Origin of the sequence: Paraburkholderia fungorum (assembly GCF_902833645.1) — a bacterium.
Classification (GTDB): domain Bacteria; phylum Pseudomonadota; class Gammaproteobacteria; order Burkholderiales; family Burkholderiaceae; genus Paraburkholderia; species Paraburkholderia fungorum.
In genome coordinates, this window is the sequence record NZ_CADFGE010000014.1 from 13,821 (window position 1) to 32,410 (window position 18,590).

The 18,590-nt window shown below is 62.4% G+C and carries 15 protein-coding genes; 14 read left to right on the forward strand and 1 reads right to left on the reverse strand.

The genetic code is table 11. From position 1 onward, the window contains the following. The 12 genes from HWX91_RS32720 to HWX91_RS32770 all read left to right on the forward strand — a co-directional run bounded on the left by HWX91_RS32720 (position 1) and on the right by HWX91_RS32770 (position 13,690). Positions 1-624 carry a class I SAM-dependent methyltransferase gene (locus HWX91_RS32720; RefSeq protein ID WP_028198915.1) on the forward strand — a complete coding sequence of 208 codons (624 nt, stop codon included), beginning with the start codon at positions 1-3 and terminating at the stop codon, positions 622-624. A 170-nt stretch (positions 625-794) separates the two neighbouring features. Then, positions 795-1,199: an FmdB family zinc ribbon protein gene (locus HWX91_RS32725; RefSeq protein WP_028198914.1), complete on the forward strand. Its 405-nt coding sequence runs from the start codon at positions 795-797 to the stop codon at positions 1,197-1,199. A gap of 75 nt (positions 1,200-1,274) precedes the next feature. Next, the gene (locus tag HWX91_RS32730) at positions 1,275-1,928 is read left to right on the forward strand and encodes a DUF502 domain-containing protein (RefSeq protein ID WP_028198913.1); all 654 of its coding nucleotides are present in this window, start codon (positions 1,275-1,277) and stop codon (positions 1,926-1,928) included. A 77-nt stretch (positions 1,929-2,005) separates the two neighbouring features. Next, positions 2,006-3,805, forward strand: a complete 1,800-nt coding sequence (gene aspS / locus HWX91_RS32735) for an aspartate--tRNA ligase (protein WP_028198912.1) — start codon at positions 2,006-2,008, stop codon at positions 3,803-3,805. 192 nt (positions 3,806-3,997) lie between these two features. Then, positions 3,998-4,498, forward strand: coding sequence for a dihydroneopterin triphosphate diphosphatase (gene nudB, locus HWX91_RS32740; RefSeq protein WP_028198911.1), 501 nt, complete (start codon positions 3,998-4,000; stop codon positions 4,496-4,498). Continuing rightward, the gene (clsB, locus tag HWX91_RS32745) at positions 4,495-5,754 is read left to right on the forward strand and encodes a cardiolipin synthase ClsB (RefSeq protein ID WP_028198910.1); all 1,260 of its coding nucleotides are present in this window, start codon (positions 4,495-4,497) and stop codon (positions 5,752-5,754) included. Before nudB ends, clsB begins: the two co-directional genes overlap by 4 nt. Before the next feature lie 133 nt (positions 5,755-5,887). Next, a complete protein-coding gene (locus tag HWX91_RS41175; RefSeq protein WP_255246809.1) occupies positions 5,888-6,019 on the forward strand; it encodes a hypothetical protein in 132 nt (43 codons plus the stop codon). A 323-nt stretch (positions 6,020-6,342) separates the two neighbouring features. Next, positions 6,343-6,942, forward strand: a complete 600-nt coding sequence (locus HWX91_RS32750) for a TetR/AcrR family transcriptional regulator (RefSeq protein WP_028198909.1) — start codon at positions 6,343-6,345, stop codon at positions 6,940-6,942. A 96-nt stretch (positions 6,943-7,038) separates the two neighbouring features. Beyond that, complete coding sequence (locus HWX91_RS32755; protein ID WP_028198908.1) at positions 7,039-8,826, forward strand: acyl-CoA dehydrogenase C-terminal domain-containing protein; 1,788 nt, start codon at positions 7,039-7,041, stop codon at positions 8,824-8,826. Positions 8,827-8,949: 123 nt separating this feature from the next. Beyond that, the gene (locus tag HWX91_RS32760) at positions 8,950-11,385 is read left to right on the forward strand and encodes a 3-hydroxyacyl-CoA dehydrogenase/enoyl-CoA hydratase family protein (protein WP_028198907.1); all 2,436 of its coding nucleotides are present in this window, start codon (positions 8,950-8,952) and stop codon (positions 11,383-11,385) included. A gap of 184 nt (positions 11,386-11,569) precedes the next feature. Then, complete coding sequence (locus HWX91_RS32765) at positions 11,570-12,769, forward strand: acetyl-CoA C-acyltransferase (protein ID WP_028198906.1); 1,200 nt, start codon at positions 11,570-11,572, stop codon at positions 12,767-12,769. 150 nt (positions 12,770-12,919) lie between these two features. Then, positions 12,920-13,690: an enoyl-CoA hydratase gene (locus HWX91_RS32770; protein WP_028198905.1), complete on the forward strand. Its 771-nt coding sequence runs from the start codon at positions 12,920-12,922 to the stop codon at positions 13,688-13,690. A gap of 48 nt (positions 13,691-13,738) precedes the next feature. Here HWX91_RS32770 and fdhD read toward each other — a convergent pair whose 3' ends face one another. Beyond that, entirely contained in the window at positions 13,739-14,578 is an 840-nt protein-coding gene (gene fdhD, locus HWX91_RS32775) for a formate dehydrogenase accessory sulfurtransferase FdhD (protein WP_028198904.1), read from the reverse strand. Positions 14,579-14,736: 158 nt separating this feature from the next. On the opposite strand from fdhD, the gene HWX91_RS32780 reads away from it, so the two are divergent. Next, on the forward strand, positions 14,737-15,213 hold the full coding sequence (locus HWX91_RS32780) for a nitrate reductase associated protein (protein WP_028198903.1): 477 nt from the start codon (positions 14,737-14,739) through the stop codon (positions 15,211-15,213). Positions 15,214-15,476: 263 nt separating this feature from the next. Then, the gene (locus HWX91_RS32785; RefSeq protein ID WP_028198902.1) at positions 15,477-18,587 is read left to right on the forward strand and encodes a sensor domain-containing protein; all 3,111 of its coding nucleotides are present in this window, start codon (positions 15,477-15,479) and stop codon (positions 18,585-18,587) included. Positions 18,588-18,590 lie beyond the last annotated feature (3 nt).

Sequence of the window (18,590 nt, forward strand, 5' to 3'; positions counted from 1 at the left end):
ATGAGCGATCCCACCCAGCCCTCCGCACCCGATTTCGCGAGCCGCGATCCCAACTCGCCCGAGTTCTGGGACGAGCGCTTCGAACGCCAGTTCATGCCGTGGGATCAGGCCGGCGTGCCGCCGGCGTTCCAATCATTCGCTAGCCGGCACAGCGGCGCCGCCGTGCTGATTCCCGGCTGTGGCAGTGCGTACGAGGCGCTCTGGCTGGCCGAGCACGGCAATCCGGTCCGAGCGATCGATTTCTCGCCTGCCGCCGTGGTTGCGGCGCGCGAGCAAATGGGCGCGCGGCATGCGCAATTGGTCGAGCAGGCCGACTTTTTCACGTACAAGCCGCCGTTCACGCCGGCATGGATCTATGAGCGCGCCTTCCTTTGCGCGTTGCCGTTGGCGCGCCGAGCAGACTACGCGCAACGGATGGCGGAATTGTTGCCGGGGGGCGCGTTGCTGGCAGGTTTCTATTTCATGGGTGCGACGCCGAAAGGGCCGCCGTTCGGCATCGAACGTGCCGAGCTCGATGCGTTGCTCACGCCGCATTTCGATCTGATCGAAGATGAGGCCGTGAGCGAGTCGATTGCCGTGTTTGCCGGCCGCGAGCGCTGGATGACCTGGCGCCGCCGTGGCTGAATGCGGCGGCGCTGTGTTCGAGGCGCACTTGATTCGATGGCGGCCACCCCCATTTAGGTCGGCGGCGGCTGCGTCCGGTGTTCGTCCCTGAAATTCATGGGGGACTAGCCATATGCGGCTATAATTCAAGGCTTTGCAAGCGTTTACAAGATTTCAGTAGGGAAAAGTTCATGCCGATCTACGCTTATCGTTGTGAGTCATGCGGCTTCGGGAAGGACGTGCTTCAGAAGATGAGCGACCCCCAGTTGACGCAGTGCCCCGAGTGCGGAAAAGACACGTTCCGCAAGCAGGTGACCGCAGCCGGTTTCCAGTTGAAGGGCTCCGGCTGGTATGTAACCGATTTCCGCGGTGGTAACGGCGGCGCGAGCGCGCCGGCCAAGCCCGACGCGAATGGCGGCTCGAATGCGAATTCGGGCGAAAACGCCGCAGCCGGCAGTGACGGCGCCGCGAAATCCGACACGGCTTCGGCCAACGGCACGGCCGCCGCCGCTTCATCGGGCGCAGCCGCAACGCCTGCCGCACCTGCTGCCGCATCCGCCGCATCGACGAGTTCGAGCGGTTCCGGCAGCGCCTAGTAGGTCTGCCGCCCTCGCGGGCGGCGCACACGCCGCGCGCCGGATACCGGCTTACGCGGCTTTCTGGCGGTACACATGACGACGAAAAAAACGACGCTCAAATCGGTGTTCCTGACTGGCCTGCTGGTGCTGGTGCCTCTGGCTATCACACTGTGGGTGCTCGGCCTGATCATCGGCACGATGGACCAGACGCTGCTGTTGCTGCCGAGCGCATGGCAACCGGAGCGCCTGTTCGGCTTCCGTTTGCCGGGTCTCGGCGCGGTGCTGACGCTGGCATTCATCTTTGTCGTCGGCCTGTTGACCCAAAACTTCATCGGCCAGAAGCTCGTGAAGTGGTGGGAAGTCGTGGTCGCACACATTCCGGTGGTCGGCCCGATCTACACCAGCGTGAAGCAGGTGTCGGACACTTTGTTGTCGAGCAGCGGCAATGCGTTTCGCAAGGCGCTCCTGATCGAGTATCCGCGCCGCGGCTCCTATACGATCGCGTTTCTGACCGGTATTCCGGGCGGCGACGTGCTCAACCACCTGAAAGAAGATCACGTCAGCGTGTATGTGCCGACTACGCCGAACCCAACGTCCGGCTTCTTCCTGATGGTGCCCAGAAGCGAAGTGATCGAACTCGACATGACAGTCGACGCCGCGCTCAAGTACATCGTCTCGATGGGCGTGGTGGCGCCGTCCGCGCCACCGGCGCCGGTGCGCCGCACGACAGTCGAGCCTCCGCTGTAATGCCGGTGCGTAGCGCTTCAAACCGTGTTTGATTGCTGCGCGCCCGTTCAACTAATGCAAAACGAAAGACAAACATCATGTCGATGAGATCTGAATACTGCGGTCTGGTGACCGAAGAACTGCTGGGCCAATCTGTCTCGCTGTGCGGCTGGGTAAGCCGCCGCCGCGACCATGGCGGCGTCATCTTCATCGACCTGCGCGACCGCGAAGGCCTGGTCCAGGTCGTCTGCGATCCGGATCGCGCGGAAATGTTCAAGACGGCCGAAGGCGTGCGCAACGAGTTCTGCCTGCAGATCAAGGGCGTGGTCCGTGCTCGTCCGGAAGGCACCACGAACGCTTCGCTCAAGAGCGGCAAGATCGAAGTGCTGTGCCACGAGCTGATCGTGCTGAACCCGTCGATCACGCCGCCGTTCCAGCTCGACGACGACAACCTGTCGGAAACCACGCGCCTCACGCACCGTGTGCTCGACCTGCGCCGTCCGCAGATGCAGCACAACCTGCGTCTGCGTTACCGCGTCGCGATCGAAGTGCGCAAGTACCTCGACTCGCTGGGTTTTATCGACATCGAAACGCCGATGCTCACCAAGAGCACGCCGGAAGGCGCGCGCGACTACCTCGTGCCGTCGCGCACCAACCCGGGCCAGTTCTTCGCGCTGCCGCAGTCGCCGCAACTGTTCAAGCAGCTGCTGATGGTGGCGAACTTCGATCGCTACTACCAGATCGTCAAGTGCTTCCGCGACGAAGACCTGCGTGCCGACCGCCAGCCGGAATTCACGCAGATCGACTGCGAAACCTCGTTCCTGTCGGAACAGGAAATTCGCGATCTGTTCGAAGCGATGATTCGTCACGTTTTCAAGGAAACGATCGGCGTCGAACTGGACGAGAAATTCCCGGTCATGGAGTACTCGGAAGCCATGCGCCGTTTCGGTTCGGACAAGCCGGACCTGCGCGTTAAGCTCGAATTCACCGACTTGACGGATGCGGTCAAAGACGTCGACTTCAAGGTGTTCAGCACGCCGGCCAACACGAAAGACGGCCGCGTCGCGGCGATTCGCGTGCCGAAGGGCGGCGAACTCTCGCGTGGCGACATCGACAGCTACACGGAATTCGTGCGTATCTACGGCGCGAAGGGTCTCGCGTGGATCAAGGTCAACGAAGTGGCAAAGGGCCGTGATGGTCTGCAGAGCCCGATCGTCAAGAACCTGCACGACGAAGCGGTCAAGGCGATCATCGAGCGCACCGGCGCGCAAGACGGCGACATCATCTTCTTCGCGGCGGATCGCGCGAAAGTGGTGAACGACAGCTTGGGCGCACTGCGTCTGAAGATCGGCCATTCGGAATTCGGCAAGGCCAACGGTCTGGTGGAATCCGGCTGGAAGCCGCTGTGGGTGATCGACTTCCCGATGTTCGAGTACGACGAGGAAGACAACCGTTACGTCGCCGCGCATCACCCGTTCACGAGCCCGAAAGACGAGCACCTCGAGTATCTGGAAACGGATCCGGCGCGCTGTCTCGCCAAGGCTTACGACATGGTGTTGAACGGCTGGGAAATCGGCGGCGGTTCGGTGCGTATCCACCGTGAAGAAGTGCAGAGCAAGGTGTTCCGCGCGCTGAAGATCGGTGCGGAAGAAGCGCAGGCCAAGTTCGGCTTCCTGCTCGACGCGCTGCAATACGGCGCGCCGCCGCACGGCGGTATCGCCTTCGGTCTGGACCGCATCATCACGATGATGGCCGGCGCCGATTCGATTCGCGACGTGATCGCGTTCCCGAAGACGCAACGCGCGCAGTGTCTGCTCACGCAGGCGCCGAGCGAAGTGGACGAGCGCCAGTTGCGCGAGTTGCACATCCGTCTGCGTCAGCCGGAACCGAAGGTCTAAGCCGGAGCAAACCGAAGCGGCCTGAATATGGCCGCATGAGGTACACGGAGAAGCAAACGAAAAAGGCGCGTGATGCGCCTTTTTCGTTTTTTGCGTTACAGTCGAAGCAACCGGGCCCGACCGATCACCGGACCGCCAGCCGAACCGACCACCGACATGTACCGCGCCAGTTTTGCGCCCAGTTTTTACGCCATGCCGAAACCGCCGAAGATCCCGCAATCCGTACTCGTTGTCATCCATACGCCTGCGCTCGACGTGCTGTTGATCCGGCGCGCCGATCACGCGGATTTCTGGCAATCGGTGACCGGTTCAAAAGATCAGATCGACGAACCCCTCGGGGAGACCGCGGCCCGCGAAGTGGCCGAGGAAACCGGCATCGTGGTCGGCAGCAAGCTGGTGCCGCCGAGCGCGCTGTTCGACTGGCAGTATTCGATCGAATACGAGATTTACCCGCAGTTCCGGCATCGCTACGCCGAAGGCGTGATCCATAACACCGAGCATTGGTTCAGCCTGGAAGTGCCGGAGCAACTGGAGGTAACGCTCGCCCCTCGCGAGCACACGGCGTTTCTGTGGCTGCCTTATGAAGAGGCGGCCTCGCGCTGCTTCTCGTCGTCGAATGCCGACGCGATCCTGCAATTGCCGAAGCGGCTTGCGGGGCGCCTGAATGGCCAGCTCGAGGAGCGTGCCCGGTGAGCGTCGGCGGCGCGCGCCGTTTTGCCCGCCTTCGGCAATCGCTGCTCGGCCGCCGCTACTGGCAGCGCTACCGCTTCACCAGCGGTAACGAAGTCAAGCTGCTACGTTCCGGCGACGAGTTTTTCGCCGCGCTGATCGAGCGTATCGATGCGGCGCAGCGCGACGTGGTTCTGGAAACCTATATTTTCTGTGACGACAGCGCGGGTGAGGCCGTCAGCGCGGCTTTGCTGCGTGCGGCCTCGCGCGGCGTGAAGGTGCGGGTGATTACCGACGGCATCGGCACCGCGCGCTTGCCGATGTTCAACCAATGGCCGCTCGCCGGCATCGACCACCGCATCTATAACCCGCATCTGTTCGGCCGCTTCGGCTTTTCGCGCACGCATCGCAAGATCGCGGTGGTGGACGATCAATTCGGCTACTGCGGCGGCATCAATATCGTCGACGATTACGAGAACAACGGCGAGAGGCTGCCTTACCGGCGCTGGGATTTCGCGGTGGAACTGCAAGGGCCCGTGGTCGCCGATATCCGCGAGGCGTTCGAGGTGCAATGGCGGCGGATTCGCCTCGGGCATCGGCCTCTGGAGTCTCTGCAGCCCGATCTCGGACCGAAGACCGTGGCGTCGCTCGGCACACTGCGTCGCCGGCGCCGCAATCGCAACGAGGCGCTCTGGGCCGGCGGTCAACCTTGCGTGGCCTTCGTCGCGCGCGACAACCTGATCAACCGCCGCGCCATCGAAAAGGCGTATCTGACTGCGATCGGCCAGGCCCGCAGTGAAGTGCTGCTGGCCAACCCGTACTTCATGCCGGGCCGCAAGCTGCGGCGTGCGCTGGTGTTCGCGGCGCGGCGCGGCGTCGATGTAAAGCTCATCATCGGGCGCAAGGAGTTCAAGGCGCTCGATTACGCCGTGCCGTTCCTGTACCGCGCGCTGCTCAAGGCCGGCGTGCAGATCGCCGAGTACGAGAAAACCATGCTGCACGGCAAGGTCGCGGTAGTGGATTCGAACTGGGGGACGGTCGGTTCGTCGAACCTCGACGCGTTGAGCCTGATGCTCAACAACGAAGCCAACGTGGTGCTGGTGAACGATCCGGCAATCGACAAGCTACGCGAAGCGATCCTCGCTGCGTTCAAGGAGTCACGCCGGATCGACGAGGCGCACTACGAGGCCCGTCCGGCCGGCGAGCGGCTGCTCAACTGGCTGGCCTACACGGCTTATCGGGCGGCGATGAAGCTGTTGACGGTGGGTGGTTACGATTAGTCATTCCAGGCGTTTGCTTAGGCTATTGCGCGAAAAGCTTCACTCGCCGGCCGATTCTCCAGTCCCCTGACCCGATGACGCTCCCTCACTCGAATCTTTGACCCCGCTGCAGACTCCCGGCTGCTGGCGCTGGATGAACGGGACAAAGAGTCCCTGGTATCCCGGCTTGCGTCTCTTCACGCAGTCCGAGCGCGGTAAGTGGGACGACGTGCTGGCACGTGTCGTCACCGCTTTGCAGGAGGAGGTCGTGCGACAGGCCCGATGATTCAGTAGATGATGAGGGTTCGGTTCATCTCCACGCATCGCCGCTACGCGGCACCTGGCGGTCGCATACGGCCGTCAAACCGTTCTTAAACTCTTCCCGACGTCCCCCCGCTTGCTGCATCATGTCGTCCTTGCGCAAGGCAAGGCAAAAAAAGAAGGCAAACGCCTCTAAAAAATCTCCTTCGTCTGATTGACGGATGCCGCAGAATTGAAACCAGGTTAGAAACCGGTTTCTAATAAAGTCCTTGTTTCGCGGACGGCAGCACTCAATAATAGTACGGCCGTTCGATTTTCTTTCGGTCACATTAGAACGGTAAAAAAGCTATGCGAAAAGGCGAACAAACACGAGTCGCGATTCTCGAAGCAGCACTTGATCTGGCAAGCCGCGACGGACTGGAAGGTCTGACGATTGGGCTGCTGGCCGAGCGCATGCAGATGAGCAAAAGCGGTGTGTTCGCGCATTTCGGGTCGCGCGAGGATCTGCAGGTCGAAGTCGTGCGCGAATACCACCGTCGTTTTGAAGACGAGGTGTTTTTCCCGAGCTTGCGCGAGCCTCGTGGCTTGCCGCGCTTGCGCGCGATGATCTCGCGCTGGATTGAGAAGCGCATTCAGGAAGTCACTACTGGGTGCATCTACATCAGCGGCGCGGTCGAGTATGACGACCGTGGGGATAACCCGGTGCGCGAGCAACTGGTGTCGAGCGTGACGATCTGGCGTGCGGCGCTCACTCGTGCCATTTCGCAGGCGATGGAAGAAGGGCATCTGCGCGCCGATACTGATCCGCAGCTGATGCTGTTCGAACTGTACAGCTTCACGCTCGGTCTGCATCACGATGCGCGCTTCCTGCACTTGCCGGATGCAGTGCCTCTCACGTGGGCCGCGCTGGAAAAATTGATTGTTTCGTATCAGAGCGAAAGCCGTTAGCAAGGCCGTCGAACTTGAACAGATTCAGCGGCGTTGAAAGTCCGTTTCCTCGGATGAGCTAACAGCCTGGCTCCTTGTCAAACTTTGGAGAGAGTCATGGGACAGTACGCCGCGCCGCTGCGCGACATGCAATTCGTGTTGCACGAGCTGCTTAACGTCGAAGCCGAGATCAAGCAGATGCCGAAGCACGCGGATCTCGACGCGGACACGATCAACGCCGTGCTCGAAGAGGCCGGCAAGTTCTGCTCCGAAGTGCTGTTCCCGCTCAATCACAGCGGCGACCAGGAAGGCTGCACGTACGTCGGCGACGGCGTCGTAACCACGCCGAAGGGCTTCAAGGAAGCCTACAAGCAATATGTGGAAGCCGGCTGGCCGGCACTCGGATGCGATCCGGAATACGGTGGCCAGGGCCTGCCCGCATTCGTCAATAACGCACTGTATGAAATGCTGAATTCAGCGAATCAGGCGTGGACGATGTACCCGGGTCTGTCGCACGGCGCGTACGAATGTCTGCATGCGCACGGCACGCCGGAACTGCAGCAACGTTATCTGCCGAAGCTGGTTGCGGGCGTCTGGACCGGCACGATGTGTCTGACCGAACCGCATTGCGGCACCGATCTCGGCATTCTGCGCACGAAAGCCGAACCGAACAGCGACGGCTCGTACGCGATCAGCGGCACGAAGATTTTCATCTCCAGCGGCGAACACGATCTCGCGGAGAATATCGTTCACCTGGTGCTGGCACGTCTGCCGGATGCGCCCAAGGGCACCAAGGGCATTTCCCTTTTCATCGTGCCGAAGTTCATCCCGAACGAAGCCGGCGAACCGGGCGAGCGCAACGGCGTGAAGTGCGGCTCCATCGAACACAAGATGGGCATTCACGGCAACGCGACCTGCGTGATCAATCTCGACAACGCGAAGGGCTGGCTGGTCGGTGAGCCGAACAAGGGCTTGAACGCGATGTTCGTGATGATGAACGCCGCGCGTCTGGGCGTTGGCATGCAGAGCCTGGGTCTGACGGAAATCGGTTATCAGAACTCGCTCACCTACGCGAAAGAGCGTCTGCAAATGCGCTCGCTGACCGGTCCGAAAGCACCGGAAAAAGCCGCCGACCCGATCATCGTGCACCCGGACGTGCGCCGCATGCTGCTCACGCAGAAGGCCTACGCTGAAGGCGCGCGTGCGTTCTCGTACTGGTCCGCGCTGCACATCGACAAGGAACTGTCGCACGCCGACGAATCGGTGCGTAAAGAGGCTGCGGATCTGGTTGCGCTGCTCACGCCGATCCTGAAGGCCTTCCTCTCGGACAACGCGTTCGAGAGCACCAATCACGCGATGCAGATCTACGGCGGCCACGGTTTCATCGCCGAATGGGGCATGGAGCAATACGTGCGCGACGCGCGTATCAACATGATCTACGAAGGCACCAACGCGATTCAGGCGCTCGACCTGCTCGGCCGCAAGATTCTCGGCGACATGGGCGCGAAGATGAAGAAGTTCGGCAAGCTGGTGTCGGATTTCGTCGAAGCCGAAGGCGTGAAGCCGGAGATGCAGGAGTTCATTAACCCGCTCGCCGACATCGGCGAAAAGGTGCAGAAGTTGACGATGGAAATCGGCATGAAGGCGATGCAGAACCCGGACGAAGTCGGCGCCGCCGCCGTGCCGTATCTGCGCACCGTCGGCCATCTCGTGTTCTCGTACTTCTGGGCACGCATGGCGCGTATCGCGCTCGACAACGAAGCATCCGGCGATCCGTTCTACAAGGCGAAGCTGGCTACCGCGCGCTTCTACTTCGCGAAGCTGCTGCCGGAAACGGCGATGACGATTCGTCAGGCGCGCGCCGGTTCGAAGCCGATGATGGACGTCGAAGAGTCGCTGTTCTAACGCGCACCTTTACGGCAAACGCCGCGCCTTCATAAGGCGCGGCGTCTTCCACCGCCACAAGTCATACATCGCGAAATGTAAGAGACACATTCGCGACACCGCATAACTCCCCGGAGGAACGACGTGAGCAATCTGAACATTCGCAAGGTAGCCGTGCTCGGCGCCGGCGTGATGGGCGCGCAGATCGCAGCGCACCTGATCAACGCCAAGGTGCCCGTGCTGCTGTTCGACCTTCCCGCGAAGGAAGGCCCGAAGAACGCGATCGCGCTGAAGGCGATCGAGAATCTGAAGAAGCTGTCGCCCGCGCCTTTCGGCTTGAAGGACGACGCGCAATACATCCAGCCCGCGAATTACGACGACGACATCGAGAAGCTCGCCGAGTGCGACCTCGTGATCGAAGCGATCGCCGAACGCATGGACTGGAAGCACGATTTGTACAAGAAGGTTTCGCCGCACATCGCACCGAATGCGATTTTCGCGACCAACACGTCGGGTCTGTCGATCACCGAACTGTCGAACGGTTTCGCGGATGAACTGAAGGCACGCTTCTGCGGCGTGCACTTCTTCAATCCGCCGCGCTACATGCACCTGGTCGAACTGATCCCGACCGCCACGACGCGTCCGGAAATTCTCGACCAGCTCGAATCGTTCCTGACGAGCGTGGTCGGCAAGGGTGTCGTGCGGGCAAAAGATACGCCGAACTTCATCGCTAACCGCGTCGGTATTTTCTCGATCCTCGCCGTCATTACCGAAGCCGCGAAATTCGGCCTGCGTTTCGACGAAGTGGACGACCTGACGGGCTCGCGTCTGGGCCGCGCGAAATCGGCAACGTTCCGTACCGCGGACGTGGTCGGTCTCGACACCATGGCGCACGTCATCAAGACGATGCAGGACACGCTGAAGGACGATCCGTTCTTCCCGGTCTACGAAACGCCGGCCGTGCTGGCCGAACTCGTGAAGAAGGGCGCGCTGGGTCAGAAGACCGGCGGCGGCTTCTACAAGAAGGAAGGCAAGGCGATCAAGGTGCTCGACCCGAAGACGGGCACGTACGTCGACGGCGGCGCGAAAGCCGACGAACTGGTCGGCCGCATTCTGAAGCGTCCGCCTGCAGAACGTCTAAAGCTGCTGCGCGAATCGGATCATCCGCAGGCGCAATTCCTGTGGTCGATTTTCCGCGACGTGTACCACTACATCGGCGTGCATCTTGAATCGATCGCTGATAACGCGCGTGACGTCGACCTGGCGATTCGTTGGGGCTTCGGCTGGAACGAAGGCCCGTTCGAAGGCTGGCAGACGGCCGGCTGGAAGCAGGTCGCCGAATGGGTGCAGGAAGACATCGCGGCGGGCAAGGCGCTGTCGAACGTGCCGCTGCCGTCGTGGGTGCTGGAAGGTCCGGTTGCCGAGAAGGGTGGTGTGCATACGAACGAAGGTTCGTGGTCGCCGGCTTCGAAGACTTTTGTGCCGCGTTCCTCGCTGTCGGTCTACGACAAACAGGTGTTCCGCGCACCGCTGGTCGGCGAAACGTCGGCTGATCCGAAGACGTACGGCAAGACGCTGTTCGAAACCGACGCCGTGCGTGCCTGGGTCGACGACCGCGCGGGTGAGAACGACGTGCTGATCGTGTCGTTCAAGAGCAAGATGAACACGATCGGACCGTCGGTGATCGACGGCCTGACGCAAGCCATCGAACTGGCCGAGAAGGACTACAAGGGCCTGGTCGTGTGGCAGCCGACGTCGCTGAAACTCGGTACGCCGGGCGGGCCGTTCTCCGCGGGCGCGAACCTCGAAGAAGCCATGCCCGCGTTCATGATGGGCGGCGCGAAGGGCATCGAACCGTTCGTGAAGAAATTCCAGCAGGGCATGTTGCGCGTGAAGTACGCGAGCGTGCCGGTCATCTCGGCGGTGTCGGGCATCGCGCTCGGCGGCGGCTGCGAGCTGGCGCTGCATAGCGCGAAGCGTGTCGCGCACATCGAAAGCTATATGGGCCTGGTCGAAGTCGGCGTGGGTCTCGTGCCGGCGGGCGGCGGTCTGAAGGAAGCGGCACTGCGCGCGGCGGAAGCCGCAACCGCGGCCGGCGCAACCAACGACCTGCTTAAGTTCGTGCAGAAGTCGTTCGAAAACGCGGCGATGGCGAAGGTTTCGGCCTCCGCGCTCGACGCTCGCGCCATGGGCTACCTGAAGCCGTCCGACACGATCGTCTTCAACGTGTTCGAGCTGCTCGATATCGCGAAGAAGGAAGCGCGCGCGCTGTCGGCCGCGGGCTATCGTCCGCCGCTGCGTGTCACGCAAGTGCCGGTGGCGGGCCGCTCGGCGATCGCGACCATCAAGGCATCGCTCGTCAACATGCGCGACGGCCGTTTCATCAGCGAGCACGATTTCCTGATCGCCAGCCGCATCGCGGAAGCAGTGTGCGGCGGTGACGTGGAAGCCGGCAGCCTCGTCGACGAAGAATGGCTGCTCAAACTCGAGCGTCAAGCGTTCGTCGATCTGCTCGGCACGCAAAAGACGCAGGAACGGATCATGGGCATGCTGCAAACCGGCAAGCCGGTGCGCAACTAAGCGACGAACGAACGCAATAAATTGCATGGGACGGGAGTAAGTGCTTTGCGTGGGACCAGAGTAACGCACCGAAGTGCGAACTCTGGTCGACAGCTAAAGCGCTAACTCTGGTCGACCGCGATAAGACTGCATGGGACCAGAGTAAGCGCTGAAGCGCTAACTCTGGTCGACATAGGAGCTTGAAATGACAAAGCAATTGCAAGACGCATACATCGTCGCCGCGAGCCGCACGCCGATCGGCAAGGCGCCGCGCGGGATGTTCAAGAACACGCGCCCCGACGAACTGCTGGTGCACGCGATCAAATCGGCTGTGGCACAAGTTCCCGGCCTCGATACCAAGGTAATCGAAGACGCCATCATCGGCTGCGCCATTCCTGAGGCAGAGCAGGGCCTCAACGTCGCGCGGATGGGCGCGCTGCTGGCGGGCCTGCCGAACACGGTGGGCGGTGTCACGGTGAACCGTTTCTGCGCGTCGGGCCTGACCGCGCTGGCCATGGCGGCGGACCGCATCCGCGTCGGCGAATCGGACGCGATGATCGCGGGCGGCTGCGAATCGATGAGCATGGTGCCGATGATGGGCAACAAGCCGTCGATGTCGCCGCATATCTTCGATCGCAACGAAGACATTGGCATCGCCTACGGTATGGGTCTGACCGCGGAGAAGGTCGCCGAGCGCTGGAAGATTAGCCGCGAAGCGCAAGACGCGTTCTCGGTCGAGTCGCATCGCCGTGCCATCGCCGCGCAGCAGGCCGGCGAGTTCAACGACGAAATCGCCGCGTACACGATCACCGAACGTTTCCCCGATCTCACCACCGGCGAAGTGAAGGTGAAGACGCGCGAAGTCTCGCTCGACGAAGGTCCGCGCGCCGAAACGTCGCTGGAAGGTCTGGCGAAACTGCGCGCGGTGTTCGCAAACAAGGGTTCGGTGACGGCGGGCAACAGTTCGCAGACGTCGGACGGCGCGGGCGCGTTGATCGTCGTGTCGGAAAAGATGCTGAAGGAATTCAACCTGACGCCGCTCGCCCGTTTCGTCAGTTTTGCCGTGCGTGGCGTGCCGCCGGAAATCATGGGTATCGGTCCGAAGGAAGCGATTCCGGCCGCGCTGAAAGCTGCCGGTCTGAAGATCGAGGACATGGACTGGATCGAACTGAACGAAGCATTCGCCGCGCAATCGCTGGCGGTGATTCAGGACCTCGGTCTCGATCCGTCGAAGATCAACCCGCTTGGCGGCGCGATCGCACTCGGCCACCCGCTGGGCGCAACGGGCGCGATTCGCGCGTCGACGGTGGTGCACGGCCTGCGCCGCCGCAACTTCAAGTACGGCATGGTGACGATGTGCGTCGGTACCGGCATGGGTGCGGCGGGCATTATCGAACGTCTGTAAGCGTATCGGTCCAGGTCATGACAGTGATGCTTGCGGTGACCCCTGCAGTGATCCCTGCAGTGACCCCTTAAGGACCGCGGAAACGGTTCGCAGGCCTACCGGGCTTGCGAACCGTTTTTTCCATTCAGCAGCAACCAGGAGTACGAGGAGATGACAATGGATATTCTGGTCGAGCGCGCCGACGGTGTGCTGACGATTGCCTTCAACCGGCCCGACAGGAAAAACGCGATCACGGCCGCGATGTATCAGACGATGGCCGACGCACTGGTCGAAGCGCAGGGCGATACCTCGATCCGGGCGATTCTGATTCGCGGCAGCGCCGGCATTTTCAGTGCCGGCAACGATCTCGAAGACTTCATGAAGAAGCCGCCGGGCGGTGAAGACGCCCCGGTGTTCCAGTTCCTGCGCGCGATCAGTTCGGCGGAGAAGCCGGTGGTGGCATCGGTGGCGGGCCCGGCAGTCGGCATTGGCACAACGCTCCTGCTGCACTGCGATCTCGTGTACGCAGCGAATACGGCGAGCTTTTCGCTGCCGTTCACGCCGTTGGGGCTGTGCCCGGAAGCGGCGTCGAGTTTGCTGTTGCAGCGCGTGGCCGGGTATCAGGCCGCAGCGGAAAAGCTGCTGCTCGGCGAAGCTTTCGATGCTGTCGAAGCGCACCGCATGGGTTTCGTGAATCGCGTGTTGCCCGCGGCTGAAGTCGATGCGTTCGCCGCCGCGCAGGCGGCCAAACTGGCGGCGCTGCCGGCTTCTTCGTTGCGGGTGACGAAGAGTCTGATGAAGCGCGCGAGCCAGCATGAACTGCAAACGCAGATGAGCGAGGAGGCGGTGCACTTCGGCAAGATGCTGATCGCGCCGGAAGCGCGCGAGGCGTTCAAGGCGTTCTTCGAGAAACGCAAGCCGGACTTCCGGCAGTTCGATTGAACCGGCTGCGCTCAGGGCGCCTGACGATACTTCAGGCGCCTGAAGCGCTCAAGCTTGCGCCGGCTGCAAGGTGTCGTAGTCGACGTAGCTGGTTTCCCGGCAGAAGCTGACAAGCCGTACGCCCGCTTTGCGGGCAATCGCAATCGCCAGCGACGACGGCGCCGAAATCGTCGCGACCATCGGCACGTCGACACGCGCCGCCTTGCGCACCAGCTCGTAGCTGGCGCGGCTCGACAGAAACACAAACCCTTCACGGGTATCCACGCGATCGAGTACCAGCTGGCCGATCAGCTTGTCGAGCGCGTTATGACGGCCGACGTCTTCGAACGCGTAGCGGATTGCGCCTGTGGCGTCGCACCATGCGGCGGCGTGCAGGCCGCCGGTCAGGCGCGTCAGCGCCTGATGTTCCGGCAACTCGCGCGCCGCACGGGCGATTGCATCCGGCGCAAGCCGTTGCAGAAAGCCGGTGTCGGGCACGCGCTCCGGCTTCAGATCCAGCAGATCGATGCTTTCGATCCCGCATACGCCGCAGCCGGTCCGCCCGGCGAGCGCACGGCGTTTTTCCTTCAGCGCGACGAACGCCTGCTGCACGACCTTCAATTGCACTTCGGCATGCGGCAATTCGTCGTCGTCGTGCAACTCGACCTCGATGTCCTGAATGTCACTGCCGCGCTCCACGATCCCTTCCGAAATCGCAAAGCCGACCGCGAACGCTTCCAGATCGCACGGCGTGCACATCATGACCGCGTGCGAGATGCCGTTGAAGACAAGCGCCACCGGCCATTCCTGACCGACGTGATCGGTGACGGTCTCGACCGCCGCGCCGCGATGCCGGTGCACCTCGCGCTCCACGGCGCCGGGCTGCCCGGCGGTTTCCAGTTGGTTCAAGCGATTTCACTCCTTTGATGCCGCGCGCGTTTGCGCGGTTCGCAGCCTTGCCGAGTAGCGCGAAGCGGTGCCAGACCATGCCGCTATCGCGCGAATAAGGTTCTAAAATACCTCAAGCTGGGCTTGCGTGTTGCCCGTCACCAAAGAGGAATACTGTCATGGGACTCAACGAGGCACCGCTTCTGTTCGACTTCGAAGTCGCGTCTTCGGAGAATTTCACCTACATCCCGATGTCGGTGCGCTTCAATCTCGATCGCTTCGGGCTGCGCATCACGCTCGCGCAGTGGCAGTTGCTGCCGCTCGAAGACCGCAAGCTGCTGGCGCGGTTTCCGGTCGACGAAGACGCGGAAATCGAGCCGAATTTCGACCACGCACTGTTCGAAATGCTGCGCACGCACGCGAATGTCGAGCCGGAGTGGTTCACGCCCGAGGAGGCGCCCGCCTGGCGCCGCACCGACGCGGTGCCGGAGGGTGTGGCACACCAGGCTGGACTCGCCGGCCTGCCCGTGCCGGGTATCGCGCAGTGGGCCAAACTCGCGCCGTTCAAGCGCTATGTCCTCGCCAAATTGTCGCGCAAACCGGAAGGCAACCACGACTTCGTTCCGGCGATGAAGGAATTTGGTGCGGCCGGCTAGGCGCTGCCGGCTAGGTGCGGCCGGCTAGGTGCGGCCGGCTAGGCGCGGCCGGTCAGGCGTGACCGGCCAGGCCTGACCGGACAGGCGCCTCCAGCCCAACGCCCCGCCCAAATCCCCTAATTATTTCGCCCCCACCCCTCAACCTGTTCCGAACGCGGCCGTTATCCATGGGTTGGCGCGTAAAAAGACTCGACCCGGTGCGATCCGACGCATCGAAAGCGACCCCGCGCTCCCGCCCTCAGAACGATTGACGTTCGGAACCCATGACTCCTTTTTTATCGAAGCGGCTGCTGATCAATCTGGCGGTCGTCGCCGCGGCGGTCGGCGCGAACGCCTTCGTCGCCTACACGCAGATTTGCGGCCAGCGCGACGCTGACGCGCGCATGCTGCGTTCGGCGAACGTGCGTCAGAATCTCGACGCCTACCATACGGCGCTGGACGGCGGACTGGCCGCGCTCGGCCGTTTCGAAGCATCGGGTGAGGCTGCGCCCGTCACCGAGGCCGCCGCCATGGCGAGTTCGCTGGCCAACGTGGAGCGCGAGTTGCACAAGGAGCTCGCTGGCGAACCGGCCTTACTCGCTACGCTCGCCAAACTGAGTGTGGACAGTCACGCGCTGCAACGCGACATTGACGATGCACTGCTGAGGAGCGCTCACGCCACCCCGAACGAGTCGCGCGCGTGGGCGGCGTCGACTTATACCCACCTCGGGCTCGGGCTCGGCCGTGTGGAAACCAGTCTGGCAGCGCTGCGCCAGCAGGAGAATGACGTGTTGCAGGCGTCGGTCGCGGCGTCCGCGAACGAAACCCAGCGCGCCATGTTCCTGCTGATCGTGACGATGCTGGCCGGCAGCGCGCTTCTGATCTTCACGTTCGGCGCTCGCGAAAGCCGCGCGCGCGAGAAACTGCGCACGGTCCGCGCGCTCAATCGCAACGACGAGCGTTTTCGCGGACTGTTCGACGATCATCCGGTGCCGATGTACATTTTTGACCGCGAGACGCTGCGCTTTCTCGCCGTGAACGCGGCCACGATCCAGCAATACGGCTACTCGGAAAGCGAATTTCTCGGCATGACGATTCGCGCGATCCGGCCGAATGGCGAGATTTCGCGTCTCGAATCGCACCTGCAACGCAGCGACGTCCTGCACCACGGCCGCACGATGGCGGGCGTCTGGCACCATCGCCGCAAGGACGGGTCGATGATCAGCGCCGACATTTCGTATCACGCGCTCAATTTTATGGGCCGCGCCGCCTTCTTCGTGCTGGCCGACGACGTCACCGAACAGATCAACGCCGAAGCCGAGGCGCAGCGTTCGAACCAGATGCTCGAGACGGTGATCGACAACATCCCGCAGCGGATTTTCTGGAAGGATAAGGAGGCGCGCTATCTCGGCTGCAACATGGCGTTCGCGCGCGACGCGGGGCTCTCTTACCCGGAGCAGGTGGTCGGCAAGAGCGACAACGACATGCCATGGCGCGCCTTTGCCAGTCTGCTGAACGAGCACGACAAGGAGGTGGTGACCACCGGCGTGCCGAAAATGAATTTCGAGGTTGACCTGGTGATCGACGGCGTGCATCGCACCACCGTCACGAGCAAGCTGCCGTTCACCGACGGTGACGGTCGCGTGATCGGCGTGCTCGGTTCCTACACGGACATCACCGAGCGCAAGCGCGCCGACCTGGCCTTGCGTCTGCAAAGCCGCGCGCTCGATGCCAGCGTCAACGCGATTCTGATCACCGCGCCGTCGCCGTTGGGCAATCTGATCGAATACGTGAACCCCGCGTTCATGCGTATCACCGGCTACGATCCCGCTGAAGTGATCGGCCACGATTGCCGTGTGCTGCAACGCGACGACCGCGACCAGGAAGGCGTCGCGTTGATCCGTCAGGCACTTGCCGCGAACCGCGAGGTGAGCGCCGTGGTGCGCAACTATCGCAAGGACGGCGCGCTATTCTGGAATCAGTTGTTCATCGCGCCGGTGCCGAACGCGGAGGGGGTGATTACCCATCACATCGGTGTGATCAATGACGTAACCGATCTGATCCGCTATCAGGAGCAGCTCGAATACCAGGCCAACTACGACAGTCTCACGCGGCTGCCGAATCGCAACCTGCTGCGCGATCGTCTGCAGCATGCGCTGATCGTCGCGCAGCGGCATCACAAGGGCGTCGCGGTCGTGTTCATCGATCTGGACGGCTTCAAGAACGTCAACGACAGCCTCGGCCATAGCGTTGGCGACCGTTTGCTGGGCGTGGTGGCCGAGCGGCTCGCGCGCTGCACGCGAACCAGCGACACGGTCGCGCGGCACGGCGGCGACGAGTTCGTGATCGTGATGACCGATACCGTCGACGAGCAGTCGCTGATCGCGTGGATGGAGCGGGTGCGCGCGTCGATTTCCGAGCCGGTGTGGCTCGACGGCACCGAGTTGTATGTCGGTTGCAGCATGGGTGCGAGCCTCTTCCCGCAAGACGGCGACGACGCGGAAACGCTGATGAAAAAGGCCGATCTCGCGATGTATCGCGCGAAGGACATGGGCCGTAACACATTCCAGTTTTACCAGCCGGAGATGAATGCGAGCGCCGGCGCGCGCCTGAATCTCGAACGGCGTTTGCGCCGTGCGTTGCGCGACAATGAATTCCTGCTGCACTACCAGCCGCAGGTGGATATCGAAAGCGGGCAGATCGTCGGCACCGAGGCGCTGGTGCGCTGGCACGATCCGGAAGTCGGTTTGGTGCTGCCGTCGCTGTTCATTCCGGTCGCCGAGGAGAGCGGCTTGATCGGGCCGCTGTCGGAATGGGTGTTGCGCGAGGCGTGCCGTCAGAACAAGGCGTGGCAGGACGAAGGGCTGCCGCCCGCGCGGGTGTCGGTGAATCTGTCGGCGCGCGTTTTCCAGCAGCGCGATATCGCCAAGCTCGTCATGCAGGTGCTTGCCGAAACGGGGCTCGAGCCGCAGTACCTCGAACTCGAGTTGACCGAAAGCACCATCATGCGCAATGCCGAGGAAGCGGTGTCGATGCTCAACGAGTTGCATGCGCTCGGTATCGGCCTTGCGATCGACGACTTCGGCACCGGCTACTCGAGTCTCAGTTATCTGAAGCGCTTTCCGGTGGACCGTTTGAAGATCGACCGCTCGTTCGTGTCGGATATCGGCGTGTCGGGCGACGACGAAACGATCACCTCGGCGATCATCGCGCTCGCCCATTCGCTGAAATTGCAGGTGATCGCGGAAGGTGTGGAGACGTCGGCGCAACTCGATTTCCTGAGGGAGCGCGCGTGCGACGAGATGCAGGGTTTTTACTTTGCGAAGCCGTTGTCGACAGATGCGATTTCCGCGTTGTTCCAGGGTGGGGACACGCGAGAGCCGGTGGCGGTGTAACTG

Excerpts from the sequence above, each read along its gene's own strand:
- HWX91_RS32720 (WP_028198915.1), top strand. The coding sequence starts at position 1 with ATGAGCGATCCCACCCAGCCCTCCGCACCCGATTTCGCGAGCCGCGAT.
- HWX91_RS32725 (WP_028198914.1), top strand. The coding sequence starts at position 795 with ATGCCGATCTACGCTTATCGTTGTGAGTCATGCGGCTTCGGGAAGGAC.
- HWX91_RS32730 (WP_028198913.1), top strand. The coding sequence starts at position 1,275 with ATGACGACGAAAAAAACGACGCTCAAATCGGTGTTCCTGACTGGCCTG.
- aspS (WP_028198912.1), top strand. The coding sequence starts at position 2,006 with ATGTCGATGAGATCTGAATACTGCGGTCTGGTGACCGAAGAACTGCTG.
- nudB (WP_028198911.1), top strand. The coding sequence starts at position 3,998 with ATGCCGAAACCGCCGAAGATCCCGCAATCCGTACTCGTTGTCATCCAT.
- HWX91_RS41175 (WP_255246809.1), top strand. The coding sequence starts at position 5,888 with ATGAACGGGACAAAGAGTCCCTGGTATCCCGGCTTGCGTCTCTTCACG.
- HWX91_RS32750 (WP_028198909.1), top strand. The coding sequence starts at position 6,343 with ATGCGAAAAGGCGAACAAACACGAGTCGCGATTCTCGAAGCAGCACTT.
- HWX91_RS32755 (WP_028198908.1), top strand. The coding sequence starts at position 7,039 with ATGGGACAGTACGCCGCGCCGCTGCGCGACATGCAATTCGTGTTGCAC.
- HWX91_RS32765 (WP_028198906.1), top strand. The coding sequence starts at position 11,570 with ATGACAAAGCAATTGCAAGACGCATACATCGTCGCCGCGAGCCGCACG.
- HWX91_RS32770 (WP_028198905.1), top strand. The coding sequence starts at position 12,920 with ATGACAATGGATATTCTGGTCGAGCGCGCCGACGGTGTGCTGACGATT.
- HWX91_RS32780 (WP_028198903.1), top strand. The coding sequence starts at position 14,737 with ATGGGACTCAACGAGGCACCGCTTCTGTTCGACTTCGAAGTCGCGTCT.
- HWX91_RS32785 (WP_028198902.1), top strand. The coding sequence starts at position 15,477 with ATGACTCCTTTTTTATCGAAGCGGCTGCTGATCAATCTGGCGGTCGTC.